Below are 23,949 nucleotides of genomic sequence, written 5' to 3' on the forward strand. Positions count from 1 at the left end.
TATTCGCTATAATAAAAATGGCATTTCGCCGTTATTAAGGAGTTAATATGATTTTCAAACCATCAGCGCTGGTCAGCGTGATGCTTGAATCTCCATCAAGATCACTAGACCTGCCTTATTTTTACCTTTCAACTTTTTCTCAACATCAACAGGAGTCCGTATGAAACTGCTTTCTTGGCCGGTTTTAGCAGGCTCTGTGTTAGGCATTGTTGCCCCTTTACTTAGTTATAATGGTAACCCTGCCAATATGGGCTTTTGTGCAGCCTGCTTTTTGCGTGATACGGCAGGTGCCGTAGGGCTACATTCTGCTGCACCATTACAATATATTCGCCCAGAGCTTATCGGGTTGGTATTTGGTGCATTATTAAGTGCAATCTTTTTTACGAAAGATTTTCGCCCGAGAGGGGGATCTTCCCCATTAACCCGTTTATTGCTCGGCTTTTTTGCGATGTTTGGGGCATTAACATTTTTAGGTTGCCCTTGGCGAGCCTATTTACGTTTAGGCGGAGGGGATTTAACTAGTTTAGCTGGGATTGTCGGGCTTTTTGTTGGTATTGTTATTTCTCTCTTTTTTGTTAAAAAAGGCTTTTCATTAGGGCGAGCAAAAACACAATCAACAGGGGTAGGCATAATCGGTATTATTATTACAATTATTTTATTTGTTTTGCTACTTACCCGATTTAGTTTTGGAGAAGGCTTACCGATTCATTTTTCCGAAAAAGGGCCAGGCTCTCAACAAGCTAGCTTATGGCTATCTTTAGGGGCAGGGTTACTAATTGGTGTGGTAATGCAAAAATCACGTTTTTGTTCTATAGGGGCATTTCGTAATGTGATTTTATCTCGAGATATGAGTTTATTAAATGGTGTTATTGCAACCGTTGTTTTTGCTACCATAACCAATCTTGTTTTAGGGCAATTTAAATTCGGTTTTGAAAGCCAACCTATCGCTCATACTCAACATTTCTGGAGCTTTTTAGGAATGGTGCTTTGTGGATTATGTTTTTCATTAGGCGGCGGTTGCCCAGGTAAGCATTTAGTTCATATTGGCGAAGGCGATAATGATTCCGCTATTTTTGTGCTAGGAATGTTATTAGGTGGCGGTGCTGCACATCAATTTAATATTGCTGCATCAGGAGCGGGTATCAATTCCGCAACACCTTACGCATTAGCAATAGGTTTTGTATTCTGTATTTGGATTGGACTGACTCGTAAGGTGAGTTAAGCAAATTGAGTAACAACTTATAGAATGCGTTGATAAAAAGAAAGAGCTAGTTTTACGCTAGCTCTTTGTAATTAGATATTTACAGAAACATCTGCTTTTACACGACAGCTACAAGCTAATACGTAGCCTTGGGCAATTTCTTCAGGGGTTAAATCACCTGTTTTAACCACTTCATATTCTCCACCCGTTACCTGTGTTTTACATAAGCCGCATAAACCGGTACGACAACCAGAAACAACCGCTTGCTCTTGAGCTTCTAATGCTGAAAGTAGCGTCATACCAACTGGCACTTCAGCTTTAATTTGAGATACACCATTAATAGTTAAAGTTGTTTTTTCATCTGAGCTGATTTCGCTTGCTAAAGCAGTATCAAAAAATGCTTCAGTAAAGAAACGATCTTCTGATACACCTAGTGATAACACAATCTCTTTTAAAGCGTCCATATACGCTTGAGGGCCACAAGTCATAACCGTGTAGTCAGCAATATTGGGCACCGCTTTGCGAATAATTTCTTGGCTAATACGACCTGATTCAAAACCCTCAGTCGCATCAACAGAAGCATTTATAACAAGATTTAAACGAGGGAATTGTGCTTTAAGCTCAGCCCATTCTTGTTTGAAAATCACATCATTAGGGGAGTGTACACTGTGAATAACAGTCACATTGGTTTCAGGACGATTATTTAACAACCAACGAGCCATTGACATAATTGGTGTAACACCACTGCCCGCACCCACTAATAGATAATTGTCTGCAATGACCTGTTGGCAAGAAAATTCACCCATTGGGTCAGAAAACCAAACTTGATCGCCTACCTTAACATCATTATTAAGCCAGCTAGAACCGACGCCACCTTCAATTTCACGCACTGTAATTGTAACAAAACGGCTTTGCCCTGGTGTTGAAGATAATGAATAAGCACGAGTAATGTGAGGTGTGTTTTTAATGCTTACTAATGCATATTGCCCAGCTTGGTAAGGGTAGAAATCTTGAGCAATAAAATTAACGGTAGTCACACCTGGTGCTTCTTTTATAATTGAATGAACTTGTAATTCATTGATACATAATGGATTTTTATTTGTATTTGCCATTTTAAAATTCCTTCTAGCAAGCGGTTGTTTTTAGTTAAAATTTTGCAAATTTTCAAACAAAAATAACCGCTTGTTATTAACTAATGATTAAGCTTTTTTATTGATAATGTGCCCAAAATCTTGTTCTGGTGTTGTTAAGCCACTTAAACCAAATTTTTCGTGTAATAGAGCCATTACATTATCATTTAAGAATGCAGGTTTACTTGGGCCTGAATACACGTTTTTTACGCCTAATGCTAACAGAGTTAATAATACGATAATCGCCTTTTGTTCAAACCAAGAAAGCACGATAGACAGTGGTAATTCATTTAAGCCGATACCCAGTTTTTGCGAAAGGGTTACCGCAAGCATAATTGCTGAATAGGTATCGTTACATTGTCCCGCATCTAATAGGCGAGGTAAACCGCCATCAATAGTACCGAAATCTAATTTATTGAAACGATATTTACCACAACCAAGGGTTAAAACTGCTGTATCTTTCGGTAGTGCATAAGCTAAGTCTGTGTAGTAGTGACGTTCTTCTTTATCGCCATCACAACCACCAATTACGAACACATGGCTTAATTTACCGGCTTTTACTAAATCAATAACGGCATCAGAAGCATCAACTAATGTTTTACGACCAAAACCAACAGTAATGTAATGTTCTAATTCAGTATATGGGAAACCATCACAAGCTAATGCTTTTTCGATAGCAGGCGAGAAGTCGTGATCATCTAAATGAGTTACACCTGGCCAACCAACTATATTACGAGTGAAGATACGATCTGCATAATTCCCAACATTTGGGTCGATCATACAGTTTGACGTCATAATGATAGAGCCAGGGAAGCGGGCAAATTCTTTTTGCTGATTTTGCCAGCCAGAACCATAGTTACCTACTAAATGCTTATATTTTTTAAGCTCTGGATAACCGTGAGCCGGTAACATTTCACCGTGAGTATAAATGTTAATACCTTTTCCTTCAGTTTGTTCTAAAAGCTCTTTAAGATCTTTTAAATCGTGACCTGAAATTAAAATACATTTACCTTTTACAGGGCGGATATTTACCGAAGCTGGCACCGGGTTACCAAAATGTTCTGTTTCGCCCGCATCTAATAATGCCATTACTTTAAAGTTCATCGCACCAATAGCTAATGCTTTTTCAAGTAATTCATTTAAATCGCTTGGCTGAGTACCTAACCAAGACATAAATTCGTGATATTCCGTGTGGATTTCACTATCGAATTTATCTAATACATAAGCGTGTTCAAGGTAAGCGGCTGCACCTTTTAAGCCGTATAAGCATAATAAACGTACACCGTGAGCTTCTTCGCCAATTTCTGCACGATCGACATCTAAGGCAAATTCTTTTGCTTGTTCAGCTAATTGGTCAATCGAAATGCCTTTTAACTCAATATGAGCAAGTGGATGATCAATATTCGTATTTGGTGTAACTTCATTAATCGCTTTGATTAATTCGTTACGGTAAACAAGAGCTTGCTGTGCATAGCCTACAATTCTTGCCGAATCAAAGTTTACATTCGTTAAAGTTGCAAAAAATGCACGAGGGGCAAATGCGTCCGCCTCAAGATTAATAATATTAAATTCACGAGCCTTTAATGCCCAAGCTGATAAACTATGAAGAGTAGCAATCAGAAGATCTTGTAAGTCTGAAGTTTCCGCTGTTTTTCCACACATACCCTGAGAAAAGCTACAACCGTTGCCCACTGGGGTAACCATTGTTTGTTCACATTGAACGCAATACATAAAATCACTCCAAATTAAATTTAAATAAAAACAACTCTCAATAACCTACTAAAATAGTAGGTTTTAAGTTGAGCTAATAATAAAAGCTAGAAAACAGAATAAAAAGGAAGATTTTAGTAAAAATCACAAAAGTTTGATTTAGTTCAAGTGAATTACTTATTCTTAGGTAGTAATTAACTTATTGTTTTTATTAAGAATTATTCTTAATAAAATTTGAAGATAAGAAAAAGGCGAGCATTGCTCACCTTCTAAACAAAATGATTTATGGGATGTCGTTTAACGCATTTGGGTTTTTATTGATAAACATTGCATCGCCATAGCTAAAGAAACGATATTTCTCTTTCACAGCGTGAGCATAAGCATTCATAGTGTTTTTATAACCCGCAAAAGCAGAAACTAGCATAATGAGAGTAGATTCAGGCAGATGGAAGTTTGTTACCAACGCATCTACTACATTAAATGTTTTGCCGGGGTAGAGGAAAATAGAGGTGTCAGAAAAAAACGGAGCAATCAATTTTCCTTCTTTTTTAGCTGCCTCAGCCGCACTTTCAACTGAACGAACAGAAGTGGTACCCACCGCAATTACACGTTTGCCTTTTGCTTTAGTGGCTAAGATTTTATCCACAACTTCTTGGCTTACTTCGGCATATTCTGCGTGCATTTTATGATCTTCAATGGTTTCAACACGCACAGGTTGGAATGTGCCAGCCCCAACGTGAAGCGTTACAAAAGCCGTATCAACCCCTTTCGCTTTCAATTTTTCTAACATGGCATTATCAAAATGTAACCCTGCCGTTGGGGCAGCCACCGCACCAAGCACTTTGCTATAAACGGTTTGGTAACGCTCTTGATCGGCATCTTCATCAGGGCGGTCAATGTAAGGAGGCAGAGGCATATGTCCTGCTTGTTGTAATAAATCGAATAATGATTGCTCGGCATTAAATGCTAATTCAAATAACGTATCGTGGCGAGCAACCATCGTTGCCGTAAAGCCGTTACCTTCGCCGAGTTTATCTTCCCCAAAAATTAATTCAGCTCCTTCTTTAGGTGCTTTTGAGGCTTTAACGTGGGCTAGGCAACGATGCTCATCTAACACTCGCTCAACTAATGCCTCAACTTTACCACCACTTGGTTTTCTGCCATATAAACGGGCAGGAATCACACGGGTGTTATTAAAAATCAGCAAATCGCCTTCATTGATATGATGATATAAATCGGTAAATTGTTGGTCAGCAATTGTTCCTGTTTCCCCGTTTAAATGCAACAAACGGCTTGCAGAACGTTCAGCCGTTGGGTAACGAGCAATCAGTTCATCAGGTAGGTCAAAATGAAAGTCTGAAACTAACACGAAATATCCTTTGTTTATCTTGTCAAAATGGCGGGAATGATAGCATAAAATGGCTGATAGAGGCAGGGGAGAGTTTTACAAGCGGTAAATTATATTTAATAATTTGCAAAATTTGGTAGTAAATTAACCGCTTGTGCCTAAAGCTAATCAAGCACCAGCGTGGACGCTGGCGCTATCGGGGGGGGGGATATTTCAGTTCTCGAGAGATATGATGTATTAGCTTAATTATCTTTCTCAATTCTCACTTGAATATGGGCGTTGCCTAAAAGCTGTTTTAATTGTTCTGTTTTGGTAATTGTACCTATTCTAGTGTAGTAGTAATTACTATTAAAATTTTCATAAAAAATCACTAATGTATTATCTTGGAATAGCATAACATCGCCTGCTTCTATATACCCAGCTCGTTTGTCATTGCTCGGTAAAGCTTGGGGTAAAGTCGAAAATTTTTCATTTTTCAAATGATCTTGCATCGTCAAATCTAATGGTAGCAAATGAGCGAAGGCTCGGGCAGTATCATTATTTTCTAGCATTAAGTCAAATGATTGTTGATTAACACTCAACTTTACGATGTTCTGTTGTATATTCATAGTCAGTGTTTTTTGTTCTTGTATAGCATAACAGCTTGCCGTAGCTAATGTGGCTAAAATTAATATATATTTCATAGGGCTATTTGCTAAAAATTCCGTCTGAAAGTTATATGCGTTCAGACGGTAGCTTGTCTATTTCAAATTAGTTTTAAAAAACTGTTCGAACTTATCAAACGGAATTTTGCCCGCTTGATTGTCATATAAATCGACGTGAGTAGCATCAGGGACGATATACAGTTCTTTATCAGCATTACCTAGTGCTTTAAAAGCATCTTCACTGAAATAACGGCTATGGGCATTTTCGCCGTGTACGATCAGGGTTGGTGTACGCATTTCTTTGGCATATTGTAGAATTGGCATATTAATCAATCCCAAAAATCCTGTTGTTGCCCAAGAGCCTTCAGGGTTTGAGTTTGCTGATCTTATGTGGAAACCGCGTTGGGTTGTATAAAAATCAGAATACTCTTTAATAAATTGTGGAGTATCAGCTTTGAAATCTTTGGCTCGAAGGTTATTTGGCGGCAACAGTTCCGTATAATCTTTTTGAGCTGCTGAAAAACGAATCTGATTAATATCCTGTTTCATTTTATAGCGAGCATCGGCATCTAATGAATCGTTATAACCGTTGGCTGTTACTCGAGTCATATCGTACATCGTACTAGTTGCAACCGCTTTAATACGGGTGTCTAGAATAGCTGAATTTAAGGCAAAACCACCCCAACCACAGATACCTAAAATACCGATATTGCTTTGATTGGCATTATCAAGATTACCTAAAAAATCGACTGCGGCAGAAAAGTCTTCGGTATAGATTTCAGGGCTAGGCATATTTCTCGGTAAGCCTGAACTTTCGCCGCTATACGAACCGTCAAAAGCAAGCGTAACAAATCCCCGTTCTGCCAATGTCTGAGCGTACAGCCCTGAAACCTGTTCTTTCACTGCTCCAAAAGGTCCGCTTACTGCAATAGCAGGCATATTTCCTGAAGCATTTTTAGGTATATAAAGATCACCGACCAAAGTAATACCAAAGCGGTTTTTAAAGGTCACTTTACGGTGCTCAACTAAATCGGATTTAGGGAAAATTTTATCCCATTCTTGGGTAAGATTAATTGTTTGTGCTGGAATATTTATCTGTGTTGCAGATGTTGGTAATGCATTTGCCATCGTATTAACTCCTAAAAAAGTGGTTAAAAGTGCGGTAGATAAGCTTTTTAATTTCATCAATATAACTCCTGTAGAAATATCTCAAATTCTTGATATTTATTATATGAAATCAAAAATAAACTGATAATAGAGCAAAAAGTTGATAGAATTTGAACCACAGGTTCACAATGTTTAGAAAAAAAGAAAGATAATGAGAGAAAACTATAACGACTTATATGCTTTTTGGTTGGTTGCTCAAGAAAAGAATTTTACCCGTGCTGCTCAGGAATTAGGAATATCTCCCTCAGCTCTTTCTAAAACCATTCGCCTGCTTGAAAAACGGCTTGGATTGCAACTTTTTAATCGAACAACTCGTACCGTAGCATTAACCCAAGCAGGAGAGCAACTTTTTATCACTGCTCAAAAAAGTTTTGATAACCTGAATAATGGGCTTGATCGTCTCGCTCATTATCGTGAGATGCCTACAGGTAAAATTAAGGTTACAGCTGGCTTGCAGATTGTCCAAGATATACTTATTCCTCGGTTGGCTCATTTTAAAGAACAATATCCTGAAATTGTGCTTGAGTTTCATGCGGAGAATCAGTTTGTAGATATTATTAGCCAAGGTTTTGATGCCGGTGTACGATTAGGCGATGATGTTAATGAGATGATGATTGCAGTAAAAATCAGTCAGCCGATAAAAATGTGTATGGTAGGGTCGCCTACTTTATTTGAGCACTATGGATTTATCAAATCGATAAATGAATTAAGCAGATTTCCAAGCATAGGTTATGTGATGAGTACAGGTAAATTATATGAATGGGAATTAGTTGAGAAAGGACAAACAGTCAAAATTACACCGTCTGCTCAGTTTGTATGTAATGATGATAATGCCATTAAAACTGCGTGTTTAAAGGGATTAGGGTTAGCTTATTTGCCCCAAAGTTTGGTGCAAAGTGAATTAGCAACAGGTGAACTGATTAGCGTGTTACAGCCGTTTTGTTTATCTTTACCTGCACTTTATTTGTACTATCCACATCGCAATATTTCGCCTGCTTTGAGAGTAGTTATTGATAATCTAAAAGTGTAATTTCCGACAAGTTTTTTGGCACGAGTGGAGCACTCGTGCCAGCGTAACAAGGAAATTAGGCAAAGCAGTAAATTTGCAAAAATTTTTAAAAATTTGACCGCTTATTTTAATTTATAGATTGCCCAATCTAAGCCTGAATTGAAATCTTCTGTGAGGTTTGGTCTTAATTGTTCAAGCAGTGTGATAAGCGTGTTTTTATCTGGGTGTGTTAGGTTAATATGCCCAACTTTTCTTCCTGCTCGTACTTCTTTACCATACCAATGTAGTTGTGAAAATGGCACATTTAGCCATTGGTTTGAGTGTTCAATTCCGATTAAATTAACCATCACACTTGGAGCAATTTGTTTTAGCTCAGGTGTTGGTAAATCGAGTAACGCACGTAAATGCAGCTCAAATTGGCTAATTGAGCAACCGAGTTGTGTCCAGTGCCCGCTGTTATGCACTCGTGGGGCAAGTTCGTTAATAAGTAGCTTGTCGCCGACAATAAAACATTCCATTGCCATCACGCCAACATATTCAAGTTTTTGCATTACCGCACTTAGCATTTGTTCGGCTTGTTGTTGGTAAATAGCTTGGTTGGGTAAATTTGTATCTGAAACAGAATAACGCAAAATCCCATTTTGCTGTAAATTATGAGAAATTGGGTAGAAACGCGTTGAGCCATCACGGAATCTAGCCCCAACAACTGAAATTTCACCATCAAATGGAATAAATTTTTCTGCAATTACTTCGCCAAATAGGTCATCACTAATTTGATTGACTGAATCAGCCGTAACAATCCATTGCCCTCGTCCGTCATAACCACCTGTGCGACGTTTTACCACCACTTTTTCGCCAATGTTTTGAAAAATATCTTGCCATTGGTTTGCATTTTCGACTAATTGCCAAGGCGAGGTAGAAAGATTTAACTCATCGAGCAGCGATTTTTGCGTGAAACGATCTGCTAACTTACCAAATACATTCAAATTGACAAAGTTTTTATGGTTGCCTAGTAGTTGCGTTAATGGGGTATCAGCCCAACGCTCAATTTCAGCGGTAATAATGCTGTTAGGTTCAATATCAAAAACAGGGGCATCAAACGCAAGTGGTTTGACTTCAATATCAAGCGGTGCACCGGCATAGCGTAACATTCTGCCAAGTTGTCCGTTACCTAATACATAAATGGGAGGGTAGATTGCACTTTTTTGCATTTTTCTATTCTCAAAGTGAAGATTAAAAATAATCGGCTAATGGTTTTTCTAACTGTTGATTGAGCAATACCATCAATTTAATGCGAGCTTTTTGCCCACTTAATCCTTTGGTAAAAATTGCACCTTGCTGTTTTAGCTGTTTTCCGCCGCCGAGGTAGTCATATACATCTTGGGTAATACCATTAAAGGCACGTGAAACAATCACAACGGGAATATTGGCTTGTAAGAGAGATTCCACACCTGCTAAGCAACTTGGCGGAAGGTTGCCAGCCCCTAAAGCTTCAATTACTACACCATCACAACGAGCTTGTGCCAGTTGTTCAAGTAAAAAACTGTCCATTCCGGCATAAGATTTAATGAGTTGAACATTGGACTGTGTAAGAGTATTAATTGGAAAACGTTCGTAAGCGGTTAATTTTTGGAAGAAAATTACCGATTCTTTTGTGACTAAGCCACAAGGCCCAAAGGTTGGTGTTTGGAAGGTTGCAACGTTAGTAGTATGAGTTTTAGTAACAAATTTAGCGTGGTGAATTTCATCATTCATTACAACTAGCACACCTTTATCACGGCTTTCTTCACTTAATGCGACTAAAATTGCACTTTGCAGGTTAATTAAACCATCTGCACCTAATTCATTACTGGAACGCATAGCTCCGGTAATAGCGATGGGTACATTGACTTGTAGAGCCAAATCTAGAAAATAAGAGGTTTCTTCGAGCGTATCTGTACCGTGTGTAATAACAATACCATCAAAGCCTTCTTGATTGACTGCGGTTTCAATTCTTGCTTTTAGTAATTTCCAATGTTCAATATTAATATGTGGCGAAGGCACATTAAATAACGATTCTTGGCTAAGTTTAGCAGGGGGGTTTAAGCGTTCTAACGCTGCAAGTAAAGGGTTTTCAGTTGAAGGTGACACTTTGCCATTTTCGCCTTCTTTCATCGAAATTGTGCCACCTGTGTGAAGAATTAATAAACTTTTAGACATTTTAAAACTGATTATTCAATTCGAGGATCTGGGTTATCTAACACCGTCTGGGTTTGAGCTTGGCGAAATGCCTGCAATTTTTCTGCAATTTCAGGGTTAAATGCCGCTAAAATTTGTGCGGCTAATAGGCCTGCATTAGCTGCCCCAGCTGGGCCAATCGCAAGTGTACCAACAGGAATTCCTTTTGGCATTTGCACAATAGAGTATAGACTATCCACCCCGCTTAGCATAGAGCTTTTAACCGGAACGCCTAAAACAGGAACAATTGTTTTTGCAGCAATCATACCAGGTAAATGAGCCGCACCACCGGCACCGGCAATAATAACTTTATATCCGTTTTTTTGTGCATTTTCGGCAAATGAGAAGAGTTTATCCGGTGTTCGATGAGCCGAAACGACTTCTACGTGATAGGCTAATCCCATTTCATCTAAAATTTGAGCTGCTTCAGACATTGTTGCCCAGTCACTTTTAGACCCCATAACAATGGCGATATTGACGTGTTGAGTCATATTTAATTCCTATATTCTTATTGATATGTAAAATAAATTGTAGTTTAACACATAAAGCAAACGTTTGCTTTATGTGTATAGTGTTAATTTTATTTTTTTATTTGAAACGCTTTTCTATTATTTATCTTTGATAAAACAGCATTTAGGTCTGTTATCTATTGGTTAAAATATGATACAATTACCAATTAGTTTATTTTTTTAATTTAATCATCGGAGATATAAATGACGAGTAGTATAAACAAGCGTTCAGTAATGACTCTTTTTTCAGATAAAAATGATATATATAGCCATCAAGTACGTATTGTTTTAGCCGAAAAAGGAGTACCTTATGAAATTGAGAACGCTGTGCTAGGTAGCATTTCTGAAGATTTATTAGAATTAAATCCTTATGGCAATATCCCGACATTAGTTGATCGTGAACTGGTTTTATTTAATCCTCGTATCATTATGGAATATTTAGATGAGCGTTTTCCACACCCACCATTAATGCCTGTTTATCCGGTTTTTCGTGGTCAATATCGTTTAAATATGTACCGTATTGAACAAGATTGGTATTCGCAAATTGATTTAGTGAATAAAGATCCTGAGTCAGTAGAGGGTAAAAAAGCATTAGCACAGTTAAAAGAAGATGTATTGGCTCTAGCTCCTGTTTTTGCAGATAAGCCTTATTTTATGAGTGAAGATTTTAGCCTTGTAGATTGCTACATCGCACCGTTACTGTGGCGTATGCAAGTATTAGGTGTGAAATTCAGTGGAGCTAGTGCAAAACCAATTAATGCTTATATGACTCGAGTTTCTCAACGTGATAGTTTTATTCAATCGATTGGTGGCGAAGCACCAAAACATTTATTGGATGACAAAGAGTAATGAAACCATTAAGACCTTATCTTTACAATGCCTATTATAATTGGATTGTTGATAACGATAATACACCTTATCTTTTAGTTAATGCACAATTCCCTGATGTAGATGTTCCTACAGAATTCGTAAAAGAAGGGAAAATTATTTTAAATATTTCTTCTCGTTCTATTGGGCAATATATTGTTGCTGAAGAATATATTAGTTTTAGTGCTCGCTTTCAGGGAATGCTAAGAGATATTTATATTCCTTTTGCGGCAATGGAAGCCATTTATGCTCAAGAAACAGGTGATGGCATTATGTTTCAAGCTGAAGAATATTACAGTGTAGAGGCTTATCAAGCTCGAACGGGTGCATCAGAAAAATCTGCAAAAGCAAAAGTGAAAAAAACATCTACTTTAAAGCTAGTTAAATAGTTTTTCTTATTACATTCAAGCGGTTAAATTTTCTTGATAATTTGCAAAAATTGTTCAAAATTTAACCGTTTGTTTGTTTTTCTTTAAATAATCAAAAATACTGCTTGCACTTCTTGTATAAATTGCTTATCTTTTAGTTAATTTGTACTATTATAATAGTACATTTACTTTTTGGCTTAGGAGCGATTTATGAAATTTCGTCAAACATTATTAGTTACATTATTAAGTGCTTTTTCTATTACTACTTTTGCTCAAGATAAAATTCAAAATGTTGCCATTACTGCAATCGTTGAGCACCCTGCATTAGACTCTATTCGTAAAGGGGTGATTGAAGAGTTAGCAAGAGAAGGTTTTGTTGATGGCAAAAATATTAAAATTGACTATCAATCAGCACAAGGCAGTACTGCGACAGCTGCTCAGATCGCACGTAAATTTGTAGGTGATAAAGCAGATATTATTATCCCAATTACTACACCTTCAGCTCAACCTGTTGTGGCTGCTACTCGTTCTATTCCGATTGTCTTTTCAGGGGTAACAGACCCTGTGGCGGCAAAATTAGTGAAATCTTGGGAGCCATCAGGCACGAATGTGATGGGGATTTCAGATCATAAACCAATCGCACCACAAGTCGCTCTAATTAAAAAATTAGTGCCGGAATTAAAGGCGGTTGGTTATGTTTATAGTGCTGGTGAAGTAAATTCTGCAATCGTATTAGAGGAATTAAAACAAGAAGCTGAAAAACAAGGCTTAAATGTTGTGCCAGTTGCGGTTCAACGCAGTGCAGATATTGGCACGGCAGCCCGTAGCTTAAATGGTAAAGTGCAGGCCATCTATATTTCAGAAGATAATGCGGTGGTTTCGGCTTATGAAGCATTACATAAAGCCGCATTAGAGGCAAAAATCCCAGTGATTGCGGCAGATAGAGATACGGTTCAACGTGGTGCCGTTGCAGCTTATGCGGTAAACCAATACGATATTGGCGTGGCAACAGGTAAAAGTGCGGCCCGTGTGTTAAGAGGCGAGAAAGCTGGTAGCATTCCAACTCAAGAAGTGAGCCAAATGGAATTATCTATTAATACCAAAACAGCAAAAGAGTTAGGTATTGACGTGCCAGAAAGTTTACTAAAAGAAGCTAAAGAAACTTTCTAAAACGGTATAAATAATAGGGTGTGTTGAGGTTTGTAGTGAAACGGCAACACACCCTAATTTGTATTATCCATTTTTATATAGTAAAGTGAAAGCCTATCAAATTTTAATTGATAGTGTGAATAACCTAAACTCGTAAGGAGTCTATTATGGAATGGATCGCAGCCATTATTATTGGTGGATTAATTGGTTGGCTTGCTTCAATAGCAATGAAAAGCAATACTGGCTTATGCTTAAATATTATCATTGGAATTATTGGCTCTTCTTTAGGTCGTTGGGTGTTTGGTGATCTAATGGGAATTGGCTCTGCCTATGCAGCTGGTCAATTTAATGTTATTGGCATCTTTTTTGGAGTATTAGGTGCAATTATATTAATTTTTATTTTAAGAAAATTAAAACTTGTTAGTTAAAGTGAATAACATTACAAATAAAGGCATTATTTAACCCAAAATAATGCCTTATTTTATGTTATAGATAAGGTTGTTGTTCTTGCATCAGTTGTGAGAAGAAATCAATTAACACGCGTACTTTTGGGGAAAGATAGCGGCGGTTCGGATAAAGTAAGCTGATCTGCAGTGTTTCCTGTTCTAAAAACGGCATAATTGGCACCAGTTCACCACTATTCAGTTCTTCTTTTATTAGAAATTTAGGAATATTGATAATCCCAAATCCCGCTTTTGCCATTTGCACTAAAGCATAACCATTATTACTATAAATTTTTCCTTCTGGTTTGACGTTATATTTCTGCCCGTTTTGCATAAATTTCCATTGGGTATGGTTTTCATAAAGCAAACAATCTGTTTTGGTTAGCTTATCTAAATTTTTAGGTTCACCAAATTTTTTTAAATATGTAGGAGAGGCAGCTAGTACTAAATGTGAATCGGCAATCTTTTTGGCGACAATAGAGCTATCGGCAAGGCTTCCAATGCGTAGCACCAAATCAAAACCTTCCGCAATAACATCAACTCGGCGATCACTAAATTCAATATGGAGCTCTAGGTTAGGGTAGTCTTCCATAAACCTCCCTAAATAAGGGGCAATAAAGCGAGAGCCGAAATCCATTGGCACAGACATTGTAATTTTACCTTGCAAAGTCGAGCTGATATTACTCACACTAGCGTCTGCTTCTTTTAATTCATTTAATATAGGTAAGCAGTGTTGATAGTAAAGGAGTCCTGCCTCAGTAGGTGTTATTTTTCGGGTTGTTCGTTGTAATAAACGCACATTGAGGTGTTCTTCTAATTGAGCAACAAGTTTACTTGCCATTGGTAGAGAAATTTGGGCTTGTTGAGCCGCTTGCGTGAAACTTTGAGTCTCTATTACTTTGCAAAATAAACTGATTGCGTTTAGTTTGTCCATTTTCTCTCTTCTTTATATTGTAATTTGATGGTAGGCTTGCTATCGTAAAAATAGTGTGTGAAAAAATCAACTCAAAAAGAAATAATTTCACGTTATTTAAGATAATTATTAAAAATTAGGTAATAAATTATGGGCAAATCACTTGTTATTGTGGAGTCTCCTGCTAAGGCAAAAAAAATTAATCAATACTTGGGCAGCAATTATGTCGTGAAATCAAGTGTCGGGCATATTCGTGATCTACCGAAAAGTGGTAGTGATGAAAAAGCAGAAAAAGCCAAACCAATTTCAACCAAAGGTATGAGCGCAGAAGAAAAAGCGAAGATAAAAGCCGAAAAAGAACGTACTGCATTGGTTAAGCGTATGGGGATCGACCCTTATAATGGCTGGAAAGCAAACTACCAAATAATGCCGGATAAAGAGAAAGTTGTCTCAGAACTCAAATCACTCGCTAAAAAATCAGACCATATCTATTTGGCAACCGACTTGGATAGAGAGGGGGAGGCAATAGCTTGGCATTTGCGTGAAATTATTGGTGGCGATGAAAGCCGTTTTAGCCGAGTGGTATTTAATGAAATCACTAAAGACGCTATCAAAAAAGCCTTTGAAGCTCCACAACCATTAAATATCGACAGAGTGAATTCTCAACAAACCCGTCGCTTTTTAGATAGAGTGGTGGGTTTTATGGTTTCGCCATTACTGTGGAAAAAGGTCGCCCGTGGTTTATCAGCCGGTCGTGTGCAATCTGTCGCGGTAAAATTATTGGTGGAGCGTGAGCGTGAAATCAAGGCGTTCCAAAGTGAAGAATTTTGGACAATCTTAGCCAATACGCAAATTAACCGTAAAAAACTACCGCTTGAATTAACGCACTATAAAGGCAAGAAATTCTCGGCTCAAAATGAGACTGAAGCTAACACAGCGGTTAAAGCATTAGAGCAGAGTGAATTCATTATTTCTAATATTGAAGCGAAAGAAACCAGCTCTCGTGCTGCCGCTCCTTTCATCACTTCATCGTTACAACGTACCGCAAGCACCCGTTTAGGTTTTGGTGTGAAAAAGACAATGATGTTAGCCCAACGCTTATATGAAGCAGGTTATATCACTTATATGCGTACCGACTCAACGAACTTAAGCAAAGATGCGTTAGGAATGGCTCGTGGTTATATCCAAGAGAATTTTGGGGCAAACTATCTGCCTGAAAAACCGAATATGTATCGTAGCAAAGATAACGCACAAGAAGCTCACGAGGCGATTCGTCCGTCTGATGTGAATGTAAAAATGGCTGATTTAAAAGGTATGGATAAAGATGCTGAGCGTTTATATGATTTGATTTGGCGTCGTTTCTTAGCTTGTCAAATGTTGCCAGCTCGTTATGACTCCACATCATTAACGGTTTCGGCAGGCGATTATGAATTAAAAGCGAATGGACGTGTAATGCGTTTTGATGGTTGGACAAAAGTGTTGCCGGTGCAAGGTAAAAATCCTGAAGATCAAGAGCTACCGGCAGTTAGTCTCAATCAAAAACTGACATTAGATGAAGTAGTGCCAAGCCAACATTTTACCAAGCCGCCTGCACGTTTTAATGAAGCTTCATTAGTAACAGAATTGGAAGAGCGTAAAATTGGTCGCCCTTCGACTTATGCTTCTATTATTTCAACCATTCAAGAACGTGGTTATGTTAGAACGGAAAATAAACGTTTTTATGTAGAAAAAATTGGTGAAGTAGTAACGGATCGTTTAAATGAATCCTTCAAAGATTTAATGAACTATGATTTCACCGCCAATATGGAAGAAGTCCTCGACCAAATTGCCGAAGGCAATAAGAATTGGAAAGAGGAATTAAATGCATTCTTTAAACATTTCTCCGAAGAGCTAACACAAGCAGAATTAGATGAGCTTGAAGGTGGAATGAAACCAAATAGCATTGTGCCAACCGATATTGATTGCCCGACTTGTGGCAGAAAAATGGCAATTCGCACTGCTTCTACAGGTGTATTCTTAGGTTGTACAGGTTACGCATTACCGCCAAAAGAACGTTGCAAAACCACAATGAATTTGATTCCTGAAGCGGAATTTTTAAATGTTTTAGATTCTGATTCAGAAGCTAAAGCCTTAATGGCTCGCAAACGTTGCCCGAAATGTGATTCTGCAATGGATAGCTATGTAATTGATGCTGAACGTAAATTGCACGTTTGTGGAAATAATCCAAATTGTGATGGCTATATTATTGAAAAAGGCTCATTTAAAATTAAAGGCTATGATGGCCCGGTTGTTGAATGTGATAAGTGCGGTGCCGATATGCATTTGAAATTAGGACGTTTCGGCAAATATATGGGGTGCACAAGTTGTGATAACACTCGTAAGATTTTGAAAAATGGGGAAGTTGCACCTCCTAAAGAAGATCCAATTCATTTCCCAGAATTAAAATGCGAAAAAGCTGATGCTTATTTTGTATTACGTGACGGAGCAAGTGGGGTCTTTATGTCGGCTCACAATTTCCCGAAAGTGCGGGAAAGCCGAGCACCGAAAGTGGCGGAGTTAGCATTATACCGTGAACGTTTACCAGAAAAACTACAGTATTTAGCCGATGCTCCACAGCAAGATCCTGAAGGAAATGAAGCGATAGTACGTTTTAGTCGTAAAGAAAAACGCCAATATGTTACCTCAGAGAAAAATGGCAAAGCCACAAAATGGATTGTCGATTACCTTGATGGAAAATGGATAGAACGAACTAAGTAATGAATATTGCAAGCGGTAAGATTTTTTAAAAATGTTACCGCTTGTTTTTTTATATTTATACAATAATGAGTGAATCAATCGCTTTGCTTAATTTATTGCGGTCGTGACGGTAATAAACATCTTCTGCCGAGAGATTTTGTCGTAATACATTGATATTGGCGGGTAGTATAGCCTGTTCTTCATCTGTTGTAATAACGGCATTAACACGAGATTGACCAATGCAATTTTCAATCCATTGAATACGCTGATTAAGCGATAATTCTCCAGCAGGCCCGTGTTCTTGCCCAATATTATCAATAAAAATAACCTGAGCTGAGCTTTCAGTAATGGCTTGGGCAATTCCTGCAACCAATAAATTTGGCATAATACTGGTAAAAAAACTACCAGGCCCCAATAGAATTAATTCGGCCTCACGGAGCGTAATGATAGCTTCAGGGGTTGCCAGCACATTAGTGTCTAGTAATAAGCTATTGGGTACCTCATTCAGAGCGTCAATCGCAACTTCTCCAAAAACAGATTTGCCGGATGTTAGTTGTGCAATTAAATGCACTGGCATTTCAGACATAGGAATGAGCTTTGACTTAACACGTAATAAATCTCGCACCAGATTTATTCCCTCAAGCGGTCTAATCTGCATATTTTCTAAGGCGGTTAAAATCAAATTGCCAAGATTATGTCCTTCTAATTCTCCGCTACCTCCAAAACGATATTCAAAAAGGTTAGAGGCAACTGTTGGCTTAGCAATAATCTGATTTAGACAATTTCGCAAATCTCCCCACGCAATACCACCTTGCTGAGAACGAATTCGCCCTGTTGAGCCTCCATTATCTGTTGTTGCGACAATGCCTGTTAGACGCTCTTTTAAAAAGGCAAGGGCAGACAACAAACGTCCTAGCCCGTGCCCACCACCTAACGCAACCACAGAATTTAGTTGATTTAGATTAGAATGGCGAGGTTTTTTGTATTCTGACATTAAAACCTTCCCATTTTTATTTTTCTAAAATAATGGTTTCTGCATTATTAGATGGTAACGCATTAATAACAGCTTTAACTAAAGTCGCAAGCGGTATTGCAAAAAATACACCCCAAAATCCCCATAAGCCACCAAAGATAAGCACAGCAATAATAATTGTAAGGGGATGTAAATTAACCGCTTCAGAAAATAAGAAAGGTACGAGAACATTTCCATCAAGAATTTGGCTAATCACAAAAGCAAGCATTATGTAGTAGAACTCAGGAGATAATCCAAACTGGAATAACGCAACCAGTAGCACTGGAATACTCACTAATACCGCACCGATATAAGGCACTAATACCGAAACACCGACAGCAACAGAGAGTAGTAACGGGTAACGTAAACCAAAAAAGAGAAAAATAATGTAGGTAACAACACCAACAATAATAATTTCTAAAAATTTACCTCGAATATAGTTAGCAATTTGTTGTTGCATTTCAAACCATACTCGAGTAGCTAAGAGACGGTTTTCTGGTAAGAATCGACTAAATGATCGCATTAACACCATTTTGTCTTTTAATAAGAAAAATACCATTAAAGGAACTAAAAAGGTATAAATACCTAAACCAACTAAGCTAATAATAGAGTTAATAGAAATTGCGAGTAATGATTCTCCCATTTTTAGAATATTGCTTTTAATTGTACTGAGCATTGAGTCTAGCGTAGCATAATCAACTAGTTCTGGATAATGTTCAGGTAAGGCTTGTAACCAAGCATTCAATAAATTAAACATTGAAGGAAGATCTTGAATGAAAGTTACCGCCTGATTCCAAAGTGTAGGTAATAACACTACACCTAAAAAAGATAAAATTGTAATAAAGCCCCCAAGTACAACAATTACACTTAAGGTGCGAGGGAATTTAAGTTTTGCAGATAAAAAGCGGATTGGCCATTCTAGTAAATAAGCAAAAACAATCGCAACTAAAAGTGGCATCAATAAATGGCTAAAAAAATAGATGATGCCAAAGCCAATAATTAAAATTCCAAGCAAAACTACAATTTGGGGGTCAGTAAACTTTTTTCGATACCAATCTTGTAACATTTGAAACATATAGAATTGCCTTTTATGAGAGGATAATTATCCGCCCAATAACTTGGGCGAGATAATGATTATTTTTGACTACAAACTGCAATGAACCCCATTTTTTTATCAGGATCATTGAATGTTTTATACATTTTATTGAAGATTTCTCTGTTTTCAGGTTTTAAGGCATTGCCAATAATTTTCATTGCACCTAAAACACCTTCATCATAAATTAAACCTTTAGGAGAGAGCAAAGACATTTCGCCTGAAAAAGTATCTACATTACGAAATCCGCATTGATGAAATAGATTTTTCCAGTCTACTTTGGTTAATGGCGTTACGCTAACGTTAATTGCATCACGTAGCTCTGCTAATATTGGCTCAGCCTCTTCTGTGTTTAAAACAACATCGTGGGTGAGTAAAAAGCCATTTGGTTTGAGGACTCGAAAATATTCTCGAATTGCTTTTTCTTTTGCTTCAATCGGCAACATTGTTAGCATTGCTTCGTTAATGACAATATCAAAGCTTTCATCCTCAAAAGGCAGTTTTGTGGCGTTAGCACGCTGAACTTGTACTAAATGTTCAACTTCATTTTCTTTGATGTTTTGGCGAGCTTTTTCTAACGCTTCTTCATCTAAGTCAATACCAGTAATTTGACATTCAAACTGTTTTGCTAATTGAATTGAAGTTGTTCCCATATTACACGCAACTTCAAGAACCTTTTTTTCTTTACTAAAATCACCATTAGCAATCAGCCAATCGGTTGCTAATTTACCGCCTGGACGTAAACGAGTTTTGCCTAAACGGGCTAAAAAATTATGGCCAACTTCTTCTTTTTTCATAAAAACCTCTGAATTTGCAAAATTTTATAAAAATCAGACCGCTTGTATCGGATTTATTAAATAATTATACCCAATTTTTTTGTTTTCTTATATACAACAATGAGGGATTTTGGCAGAATATGCCACGTTTTTAAAATAAGAGGAAACATAAAATGACAAAAAGAGATAATAGCTATGCACATACTCGAGGGGAAATTAAAGAGAGTGCAGTAAAAGCACTTGTAACTGACCCATTGTTTAGAAGCCGAGTTGAGAAAAATCGTAAAGGCAAAGGTAGTTATCGCCGACACGAAAAACATAAAAATGCAGCTTATCGCAAAGGCGAAACCCCATATAAAAGTATTCATTAAGAGTTTTTTTATATGGGGTTTTCTTTTGCAAAAAAATTATTTTTTTTAACCGCTTGTTATTTGGTGAAATACTCAAACAATGGTTCTGGGTTTTGAATATAAGCAGTGAGTTCCTTACGTTCAGGGTGTCCCATATAAGGAAATTGCCCAAGTAATGGAGCATTGATTTTTTTACTTAAAAGCTCTATTAATTCGTGGTAATGGCGTAATCCTGGATTAATACGATTAGCTACCCAACCTACTAGTTTCATACCTCTTTGTAAAATTTCATTTGCCGTAAGAAGTGCGTGATTTACACATCCCTCTTTAATTCCGACCACTAAAATAACCGGCATATTATTTTGTTCTACCCAATCTGCAAAACTATAATCTTTGTTAATAGGTGTTAGCCAGCCATAAGTGCCTTCAACAATAACATTAGGGTAGTTTTCTTCTAACCGTTTTAAATCTGCGTTGAGTTTTTCAACTTGAATATGGTGAACAGCATCTAATGCAGCAAATACAGGGGTGCTGGAATGAATAAAGGTATAACTATTAATATCTCGATAACTGACATCTGTTGGGCAACTATCTAAAATAGTTAAAACATCTGTATTGTCTTCAGCAGCATAATCATACTGATTAGGCTCTGTTGGTAGTGAATCATCGCCACCACAGGCAATCGGTTTATAACCAACAACAGGGAAATTGTGTTCGGCAAGTGTTTGGATAATTGCTCGAGTTACCACAGTTTTCCCTACGTTGGTATCTGTTCCGGTAATAAATAATGAGGGCATAAGTGGTTCCTTTTAGAAAAAATTATGCCACGTAGTTTAACGAAGAAAAAATTAATTTATACTGTCTTTGATCAAATTTCCGTCATAAACTCCTTGTTTTATTGCTGAACACGCAATTAATGGACTATTCCAATCATATTGACTAGTAACTAAATCAATTTTTAGCCCCTCTTGTAAGAGATTTTTGTGTAATTTTTCGGATATTTGAGCAAACAAAGGATCTTTCGCTTGTAATAAGGGAGAATTCAGCATTATACGTTCACTTGAAAAGATATTGACTAAATTCATTAACGCATAAGCAATATTATCACTAATATGCTCTAAAATTTCTAATGCAAGCGGTTGATTTTCATTAATTTTTTGACAGAACATTGAAATTTTTTGTTCTTGCGAAGCCAGATCATTTGGCAAGTAGCGGTCAATTAATTTTACCAGAGCAGGAAAAGTAATTTGATTTGCTAACTGATAGCGATGAATATTATCTAATTCGGGGAATATGTCATCACTCAAATGACTAAATCTAGGCATTAGCATTGTATCGACATTCATTTTAGATTGTTTATGTAAGAGAGTGCCATTGAGTAAAACACTTAGATTGACGGTATCATCTAGCTGTAAAAAGATAACATTATTGTTACTAATTAAAGAACCAAGTGTCGATTCAGCTAGCAACCACAATTTGAAATGTTCACTCAGTAATATTGGGCAATTAAATAACTCTTGTAGTTTTTGTGTAATATTACAATGAATTGTTTGATTACCTAATTGAGAAATGCTGTTTTTTTCCGCATTAATTTTACCCACAACACTAACAGATACTGCAAGTAAGTGATGAGAGTCAATGCCATAGGTTTGATAGAACTCTTTTACAATTTGTAGGATATAATTCTCTAAATTAGGATAATTCTCTAAAGAAACGGTATAATCTTGCTTATAAACCTGCGTACCATTTAATTGGCAGAGGGAAATTTCAATTTTTTGGGGAGATATCGTAATACAAAGTAATTGCCAGAAAAAATTAGATACTGCTAATCCAACGGCAGGGCGGCCTCGAGATAAATTATTTTGAACCGTTCTTTCTAGAATAAAGTGCTTATCTATTAAAATTTTTGTCAAATTTGTGACAGAGGCTGGAGCAAGCCCTGATAATTTAGCTAAGTCGGTTCGAGAAATAAGTTCGAATTGCTCTATGAGGCGATAAATTTTCCCTAAATGCTGAGCTTTATTGTCTGAAAACATTTTAAATCCTTGTGTTGGCATTTTAAATGGTAATTATTTTTTGATATAAAAAAAATAACAATCTTTTTTTGTTTATAATGAGAAATAGATCACATAATTATTTTACTTTTTTAAAAAATTAGGAAGAGAGTAGTGAAATCGTTAATTAGCTATCAATGGATAAATACAAATAGTCAGTTATCAACAATATGCGAAGAGGCTAGAAAAGCAAAAGTAGTTGCATTAGATACTGAGTTTATTCGTACTCGGACCTATTATCCCATTTTGGGGCTTATCCAGTTGTTTGATGGTAAACAAGTGAGTTTGATAGATCCTTGTGCCATTACAGATTTTGCTCCATTTATTGCCTTATTAGCGGATCCTGATACAACCAAAGTGTTGCACGCTTGTAGTGAAGATTTAGAAGTATTTGAGCATCAATTTAACCAATTACCTCAGCCAATGCTAGATACCCAAATTATGGCAGGTTTTGCAGGAGTTGGGACATCAATAGGATTTGCTAAATTAGTTTTACATTATTTAGATATTGAGTTAGACAAAGGTGCTTCACGTACTGATTGGTTAGCTCGTCCATTAAGTGAAGAACAATTACAATATGCTGCTGCGGATGTATGTTTTCTATTGCCTATTTATGAAGAATTAGCAAAAGCATTAGAAAATAGCAGATGGGAAAAAGCTGTGAATGAAGAATGTGAAGCTTTATTAGGAAAGCGAAAGATTATTGAAGATAAAAATAAAGCTTACAAAAACATCACTAATGCGTGGCGATTAAATACACAAGAGTTAGCTATTTTACAGCTATTGGCTAAATGGCGTATTGAGGAAGCACAAAAGCGGAATCTAGCACTTAACTTTGTTGTTAAAGAAGCGAGCTTATGGCAAATTGCAAAAATTCAGCCGAAGCATACATCTCAACTTTTAGAGTTTATGCACCCCAATGAAGTTAGAATTCACGGTAAAAAAATATTGTGGTTGGTCGAGCAAGGAAAAGCGGTTGAGCCTGATGCACAGCCTGCTCCGATTATTCGATTAGTTGATGAACAAGGTTATAAATATAACTTGCAGGCAATGTTGCAAAAATTAGATGAAATTCGTCCGCTTGACCTTGCCACAGAATTATTAGCGAGCAGACGGCAATTAAATCAGCTTTTTAAATGGTTTATTGATGGGCAGCCACAAGAAAAACTCCCTGAATTATTGATAGGATGGCGAAAACCATTTGGTGAGCAATTATTAAGCGTGTTATCTTAAACCATCAAACACAACCTCAT

At 37.1% G+C, this 23,949-nt stretch carries 23 protein-coding genes; 9 read left to right on the forward strand and 14 right to left on the reverse strand.

The features are described 5' to 3' along the window. Window positions 1–160: 160 nt before the first annotated feature. Window positions 161–1,222: a YedE family putative selenium transporter gene (gene yedE / locus PTQ27_RS10105; RefSeq protein ID WP_273748801.1), complete on the forward strand. Its 1,062-nt coding sequence runs from the start codon at window positions 161–163 to the stop codon at window positions 1,220–1,222. 71 nt (window positions 1,223–1,293) lie between these two features. On the opposite strand, the gene hcr is transcribed toward yedE, so the two are convergent. From hcr to PTQ27_RS10130, 5 genes are all read right to left on the reverse strand, one after another. Then, the gene (gene hcr / locus PTQ27_RS10110; RefSeq protein WP_273748800.1) at window positions 1,294–2,313 is read right to left on the reverse strand and encodes an NADH oxidoreductase; all 1,020 of its coding nucleotides are present in this window, start codon (window positions 2,311–2,313) and stop codon (window positions 1,294–1,296) included. Window positions 2,314–2,400: 87 nt separating this feature from the next. Next, window positions 2,401–4,062 carry a hydroxylamine reductase gene (gene hcp / locus PTQ27_RS10115; protein WP_273748799.1) on the reverse strand — a complete coding sequence of 554 codons (1,662 nt, stop codon included), beginning with the start codon at window positions 4,060–4,062 and terminating at the stop codon, window positions 2,401–2,403. 262 nt (window positions 4,063–4,324) lie between these two features. Next, window positions 4,325–5,410, reverse strand: coding sequence for a tRNA preQ1(34) S-adenosylmethionine ribosyltransferase-isomerase QueA (gene queA, locus PTQ27_RS10120; RefSeq protein ID WP_273748798.1), 1,086 nt, complete (start codon window positions 5,408–5,410; stop codon window positions 4,325–4,327). A 221-nt stretch (window positions 5,411–5,631) separates the two neighbouring features. Next, on the reverse strand, window positions 5,632–6,072 hold the full coding sequence (locus PTQ27_RS10125) for a cyclophilin-like fold protein (protein ID WP_273748797.1): 441 nt from the start codon (window positions 6,070–6,072) through the stop codon (window positions 5,632–5,634). 57 nt (window positions 6,073–6,129) lie between these two features. Beyond that, complete coding sequence (locus PTQ27_RS10130; RefSeq protein WP_273748796.1) at window positions 6,130–7,218, reverse strand: alpha/beta hydrolase; 1,089 nt, start codon at window positions 7,216–7,218, stop codon at window positions 6,130–6,132. A gap of 133 nt (window positions 7,219–7,351) precedes the next feature. On the opposite strand from PTQ27_RS10130, the gene PTQ27_RS10135 reads away from it, so the two are divergent. Further along, window positions 7,352–8,230 carry a LysR family transcriptional regulator gene (locus tag PTQ27_RS10135; protein WP_273748795.1) on the forward strand — a complete coding sequence of 293 codons (879 nt, stop codon included), beginning with the start codon at window positions 7,352–7,354 and terminating at the stop codon, window positions 8,228–8,230. Window positions 8,231–8,331: 101 nt separating this feature from the next. On the opposite strand, the gene purK is transcribed toward PTQ27_RS10135, so the two are convergent. From purK to purE, 3 genes are read right to left on the reverse strand one after another with little or no spacing between them, the layout of a single operon-like run. After that, the gene (gene purK / locus PTQ27_RS10140) at window positions 8,332–9,420 is read right to left on the reverse strand and encodes a 5-(carboxyamino)imidazole ribonucleotide synthase (protein WP_273748794.1); all 1,089 of its coding nucleotides are present in this window, start codon (window positions 9,418–9,420) and stop codon (window positions 8,332–8,334) included. 22 nt (window positions 9,421–9,442) lie between these two features. Then, complete coding sequence (locus PTQ27_RS10145) at window positions 9,443–10,408, reverse strand: asparaginase (RefSeq protein ID WP_273748793.1); 966 nt, start codon at window positions 10,406–10,408, stop codon at window positions 9,443–9,445. An 11-nt stretch (window positions 10,409–10,419) separates the two neighbouring features. Beyond that, entirely contained in the window at window positions 10,420–10,917 is a 498-nt protein-coding gene (purE, locus tag PTQ27_RS10150) for a 5-(carboxyamino)imidazole ribonucleotide mutase (RefSeq protein ID WP_273748791.1), read from the reverse strand. A gap of 222 nt (window positions 10,918–11,139) precedes the next feature. Between purE and PTQ27_RS10155 the strand changes: the two genes are divergently transcribed. The 4 genes from PTQ27_RS10155 (at window position 11,140) to PTQ27_RS10170 (ending at window position 13,747) form a co-directional block, all read left to right on the forward strand. Further along, the gene (locus PTQ27_RS10155; protein ID WP_273748790.1) at window positions 11,140–11,784 is read left to right on the forward strand and encodes a glutathione S-transferase N-terminal domain-containing protein; all 645 of its coding nucleotides are present in this window, start codon (window positions 11,140–11,142) and stop codon (window positions 11,782–11,784) included. Beyond that, window positions 11,784–12,191, forward strand: a complete 408-nt coding sequence (locus PTQ27_RS10160; protein WP_273748789.1) for a ClpXP protease specificity-enhancing factor — start codon at window positions 11,784–11,786, stop codon at window positions 12,189–12,191. Before PTQ27_RS10155 ends, PTQ27_RS10160 begins: the two co-directional genes overlap by 1 nt. Window positions 12,192–12,380: 189 nt before the next feature. Further along, window positions 12,381–13,340 carry an ABC transporter substrate-binding protein gene (locus PTQ27_RS10165; protein WP_273748788.1) on the forward strand — a complete coding sequence of 320 codons (960 nt, stop codon included), beginning with the start codon at window positions 12,381–12,383 and terminating at the stop codon, window positions 13,338–13,340. A 146-nt stretch (window positions 13,341–13,486) separates the two neighbouring features. Continuing rightward, window positions 13,487–13,747 (forward strand): GlsB/YeaQ/YmgE family stress response membrane protein, encoded by a 261-nt coding sequence (locus PTQ27_RS10170; protein WP_273748787.1) that lies wholly within the window; start codon window positions 13,487–13,489, stop codon window positions 13,745–13,747. Window positions 13,748–13,805: 58 nt separating this feature from the next. Here PTQ27_RS10170 and PTQ27_RS10175 read toward each other — a convergent pair whose 3' ends face one another. Next, window positions 13,806–14,696, reverse strand: a complete 891-nt coding sequence (locus PTQ27_RS10175) for a LysR family transcriptional regulator (RefSeq protein WP_273748786.1) — start codon at window positions 14,694–14,696, stop codon at window positions 13,806–13,808. Between the two features lie 129 nt (window positions 14,697–14,825). On the opposite strand from PTQ27_RS10175, the gene topA reads away from it, so the two are divergent. Next, on the forward strand, window positions 14,826–17,432 hold the full coding sequence (gene topA / locus PTQ27_RS10180) for a type I DNA topoisomerase (RefSeq protein ID WP_273748785.1): 2,607 nt from the start codon (window positions 14,826–14,828) through the stop codon (window positions 17,430–17,432). A 55-nt stretch (window positions 17,433–17,487) separates the two neighbouring features. On the opposite strand, the gene PTQ27_RS10185 is transcribed toward topA, so the two are convergent. The 3 genes from PTQ27_RS10185 to PTQ27_RS10195 are packed head-to-tail and all read right to left on the reverse strand — an operon-like array spanning window position 17,488 to window position 20,313. Beyond that, window positions 17,488–18,405, reverse strand: coding sequence for a gluconeogenesis factor YvcK family protein (locus PTQ27_RS10185; protein ID WP_273748784.1), 918 nt, complete (start codon window positions 18,403–18,405; stop codon window positions 17,488–17,490). A gap of 16 nt (window positions 18,406–18,421) precedes the next feature. Further along, window positions 18,422–19,498, reverse strand: coding sequence for an AI-2E family transporter (locus PTQ27_RS10190; RefSeq protein WP_273748783.1), 1,077 nt, complete (start codon window positions 19,496–19,498; stop codon window positions 18,422–18,424). Window positions 19,499–19,557: 59 nt separating this feature from the next. Then, the gene (locus PTQ27_RS10195; protein WP_273748782.1) at window positions 19,558–20,313 is read right to left on the reverse strand and encodes a class I SAM-dependent methyltransferase; all 756 of its coding nucleotides are present in this window, start codon (window positions 20,311–20,313) and stop codon (window positions 19,558–19,560) included. 152 nt (window positions 20,314–20,465) lie between these two features. Here PTQ27_RS10195 and PTQ27_RS10200 point away from each other — a divergent pair, with 152 nt between their 5' ends. Next, window positions 20,466–20,663 (forward strand): alternative ribosome-rescue factor A, encoded by a 198-nt coding sequence (locus PTQ27_RS10200; RefSeq protein ID WP_273748781.1) that lies wholly within the window; start codon window positions 20,466–20,468, stop codon window positions 20,661–20,663. A gap of 56 nt (window positions 20,664–20,719) precedes the next feature. Here PTQ27_RS10200 and bioD read toward each other — a convergent pair whose 3' ends face one another. Next, window positions 20,720–21,439, reverse strand: coding sequence for a dethiobiotin synthase (gene bioD, locus PTQ27_RS10205; RefSeq protein WP_273748780.1), 720 nt, complete (start codon window positions 21,437–21,439; stop codon window positions 20,720–20,722). Between the two features lie 51 nt (window positions 21,440–21,490). Then, a complete protein-coding gene (locus PTQ27_RS10210; RefSeq protein WP_273748779.1) occupies window positions 21,491–22,678 on the reverse strand; it encodes an ROK family protein in 1,188 nt (395 codons plus the stop codon). Window positions 22,679–22,810: 132 nt separating this feature from the next. Between PTQ27_RS10210 and rnd the strand changes: the two genes are divergently transcribed. Continuing rightward, complete coding sequence (gene rnd, locus PTQ27_RS10215) at window positions 22,811–23,929, forward strand: ribonuclease D (RefSeq protein WP_273748778.1); 1,119 nt, start codon at window positions 22,811–22,813, stop codon at window positions 23,927–23,929. Window positions 23,930–23,949: the final 20 nt, after the last annotated feature.

It is taken from the genome of Mannheimia cairinae, assembly GCF_028649535.1.
Classification (GTDB): domain Bacteria; phylum Pseudomonadota; class Gammaproteobacteria; order Enterobacterales; family Pasteurellaceae; genus Mannheimia; species Mannheimia cairinae.

Excerpts from the sequence above, each read along its gene's own strand:
- PTQ27_RS10135 (WP_273748795.1), top strand. The coding sequence starts at position 7,352 with ATGAGAGAAAACTATAACGACTTATATGCTTTTTGGTTGGTTGCTCAA.
- PTQ27_RS10210 (WP_273748779.1), bottom strand. The coding sequence starts at position 22,678 with ATGTTTTCAGACAATAAAGCTCAGCATTTAGGGAAAATTTATCGCCTC.
- PTQ27_RS10160 (WP_273748789.1), top strand. The coding sequence starts at position 11,784 with ATGAAACCATTAAGACCTTATCTTTACAATGCCTATTATAATTGGATT.
- bioD (WP_273748780.1), bottom strand. The coding sequence starts at position 21,439 with ATGCCCTCATTATTTATTACCGGAACAGATACCAACGTAGGGAAAACT.
- PTQ27_RS10185 (WP_273748784.1), bottom strand. The coding sequence starts at position 18,405 with ATGTCAGAATACAAAAAACCTCGCCATTCTAATCTAAATCAACTAAAT.
- topA (WP_273748785.1), top strand. The coding sequence starts at position 14,826 with ATGGGCAAATCACTTGTTATTGTGGAGTCTCCTGCTAAGGCAAAAAAA.
- PTQ27_RS10175 (WP_273748786.1), bottom strand. The coding sequence starts at position 14,696 with ATGGACAAACTAAACGCAATCAGTTTATTTTGCAAAGTAATAGAGACT.
- hcr (WP_273748800.1), bottom strand. The coding sequence starts at position 2,313 with ATGGCAAATACAAATAAAAATCCATTATGTATCAATGAATTACAAGTT.
- PTQ27_RS10195 (WP_273748782.1), bottom strand. The coding sequence starts at position 20,313 with ATGAAAAAAGAAGAAGTTGGCCATAATTTTTTAGCCCGTTTAGGCAAA.
- PTQ27_RS10170 (WP_273748787.1), top strand. The coding sequence starts at position 13,487 with ATGGAATGGATCGCAGCCATTATTATTGGTGGATTAATTGGTTGGCTT.
- hcp (WP_273748799.1), bottom strand. The coding sequence starts at position 4,062 with ATGTATTGCGTTCAATGTGAACAAACAATGGTTACCCCAGTGGGCAAC.
- PTQ27_RS10145 (WP_273748793.1), bottom strand. The coding sequence starts at position 10,408 with ATGTCTAAAAGTTTATTAATTCTTCACACAGGTGGCACAATTTCGATG.
- PTQ27_RS10130 (WP_273748796.1), bottom strand. The coding sequence starts at position 7,218 with ATGAAATTAAAAAGCTTATCTACCGCACTTTTAACCACTTTTTTAGGA.
- purK (WP_273748794.1), bottom strand. The coding sequence starts at position 9,420 with ATGCAAAAAAGTGCAATCTACCCTCCCATTTATGTATTAGGTAACGGA.
- PTQ27_RS10190 (WP_273748783.1), bottom strand. The coding sequence starts at position 19,498 with ATGTTTCAAATGTTACAAGATTGGTATCGAAAAAAGTTTACTGACCCC.
- PTQ27_RS10200 (WP_273748781.1), top strand. The coding sequence starts at position 20,466 with ATGACAAAAAGAGATAATAGCTATGCACATACTCGAGGGGAAATTAAA.
- PTQ27_RS10125 (WP_273748797.1), bottom strand. The coding sequence starts at position 6,072 with ATGAAATATATATTAATTTTAGCCACATTAGCTACGGCAAGCTGTTAT.
- PTQ27_RS10155 (WP_273748790.1), top strand. The coding sequence starts at position 11,140 with ATGACGAGTAGTATAAACAAGCGTTCAGTAATGACTCTTTTTTCAGAT.
- purE (WP_273748791.1), bottom strand. The coding sequence starts at position 10,917 with ATGACTCAACACGTCAATATCGCCATTGTTATGGGGTCTAAAAGTGAC.
- PTQ27_RS10165 (WP_273748788.1), top strand. The coding sequence starts at position 12,381 with ATGAAATTTCGTCAAACATTATTAGTTACATTATTAAGTGCTTTTTCT.
- yedE (WP_273748801.1), top strand. The coding sequence starts at position 161 with ATGAAACTGCTTTCTTGGCCGGTTTTAGCAGGCTCTGTGTTAGGCATT.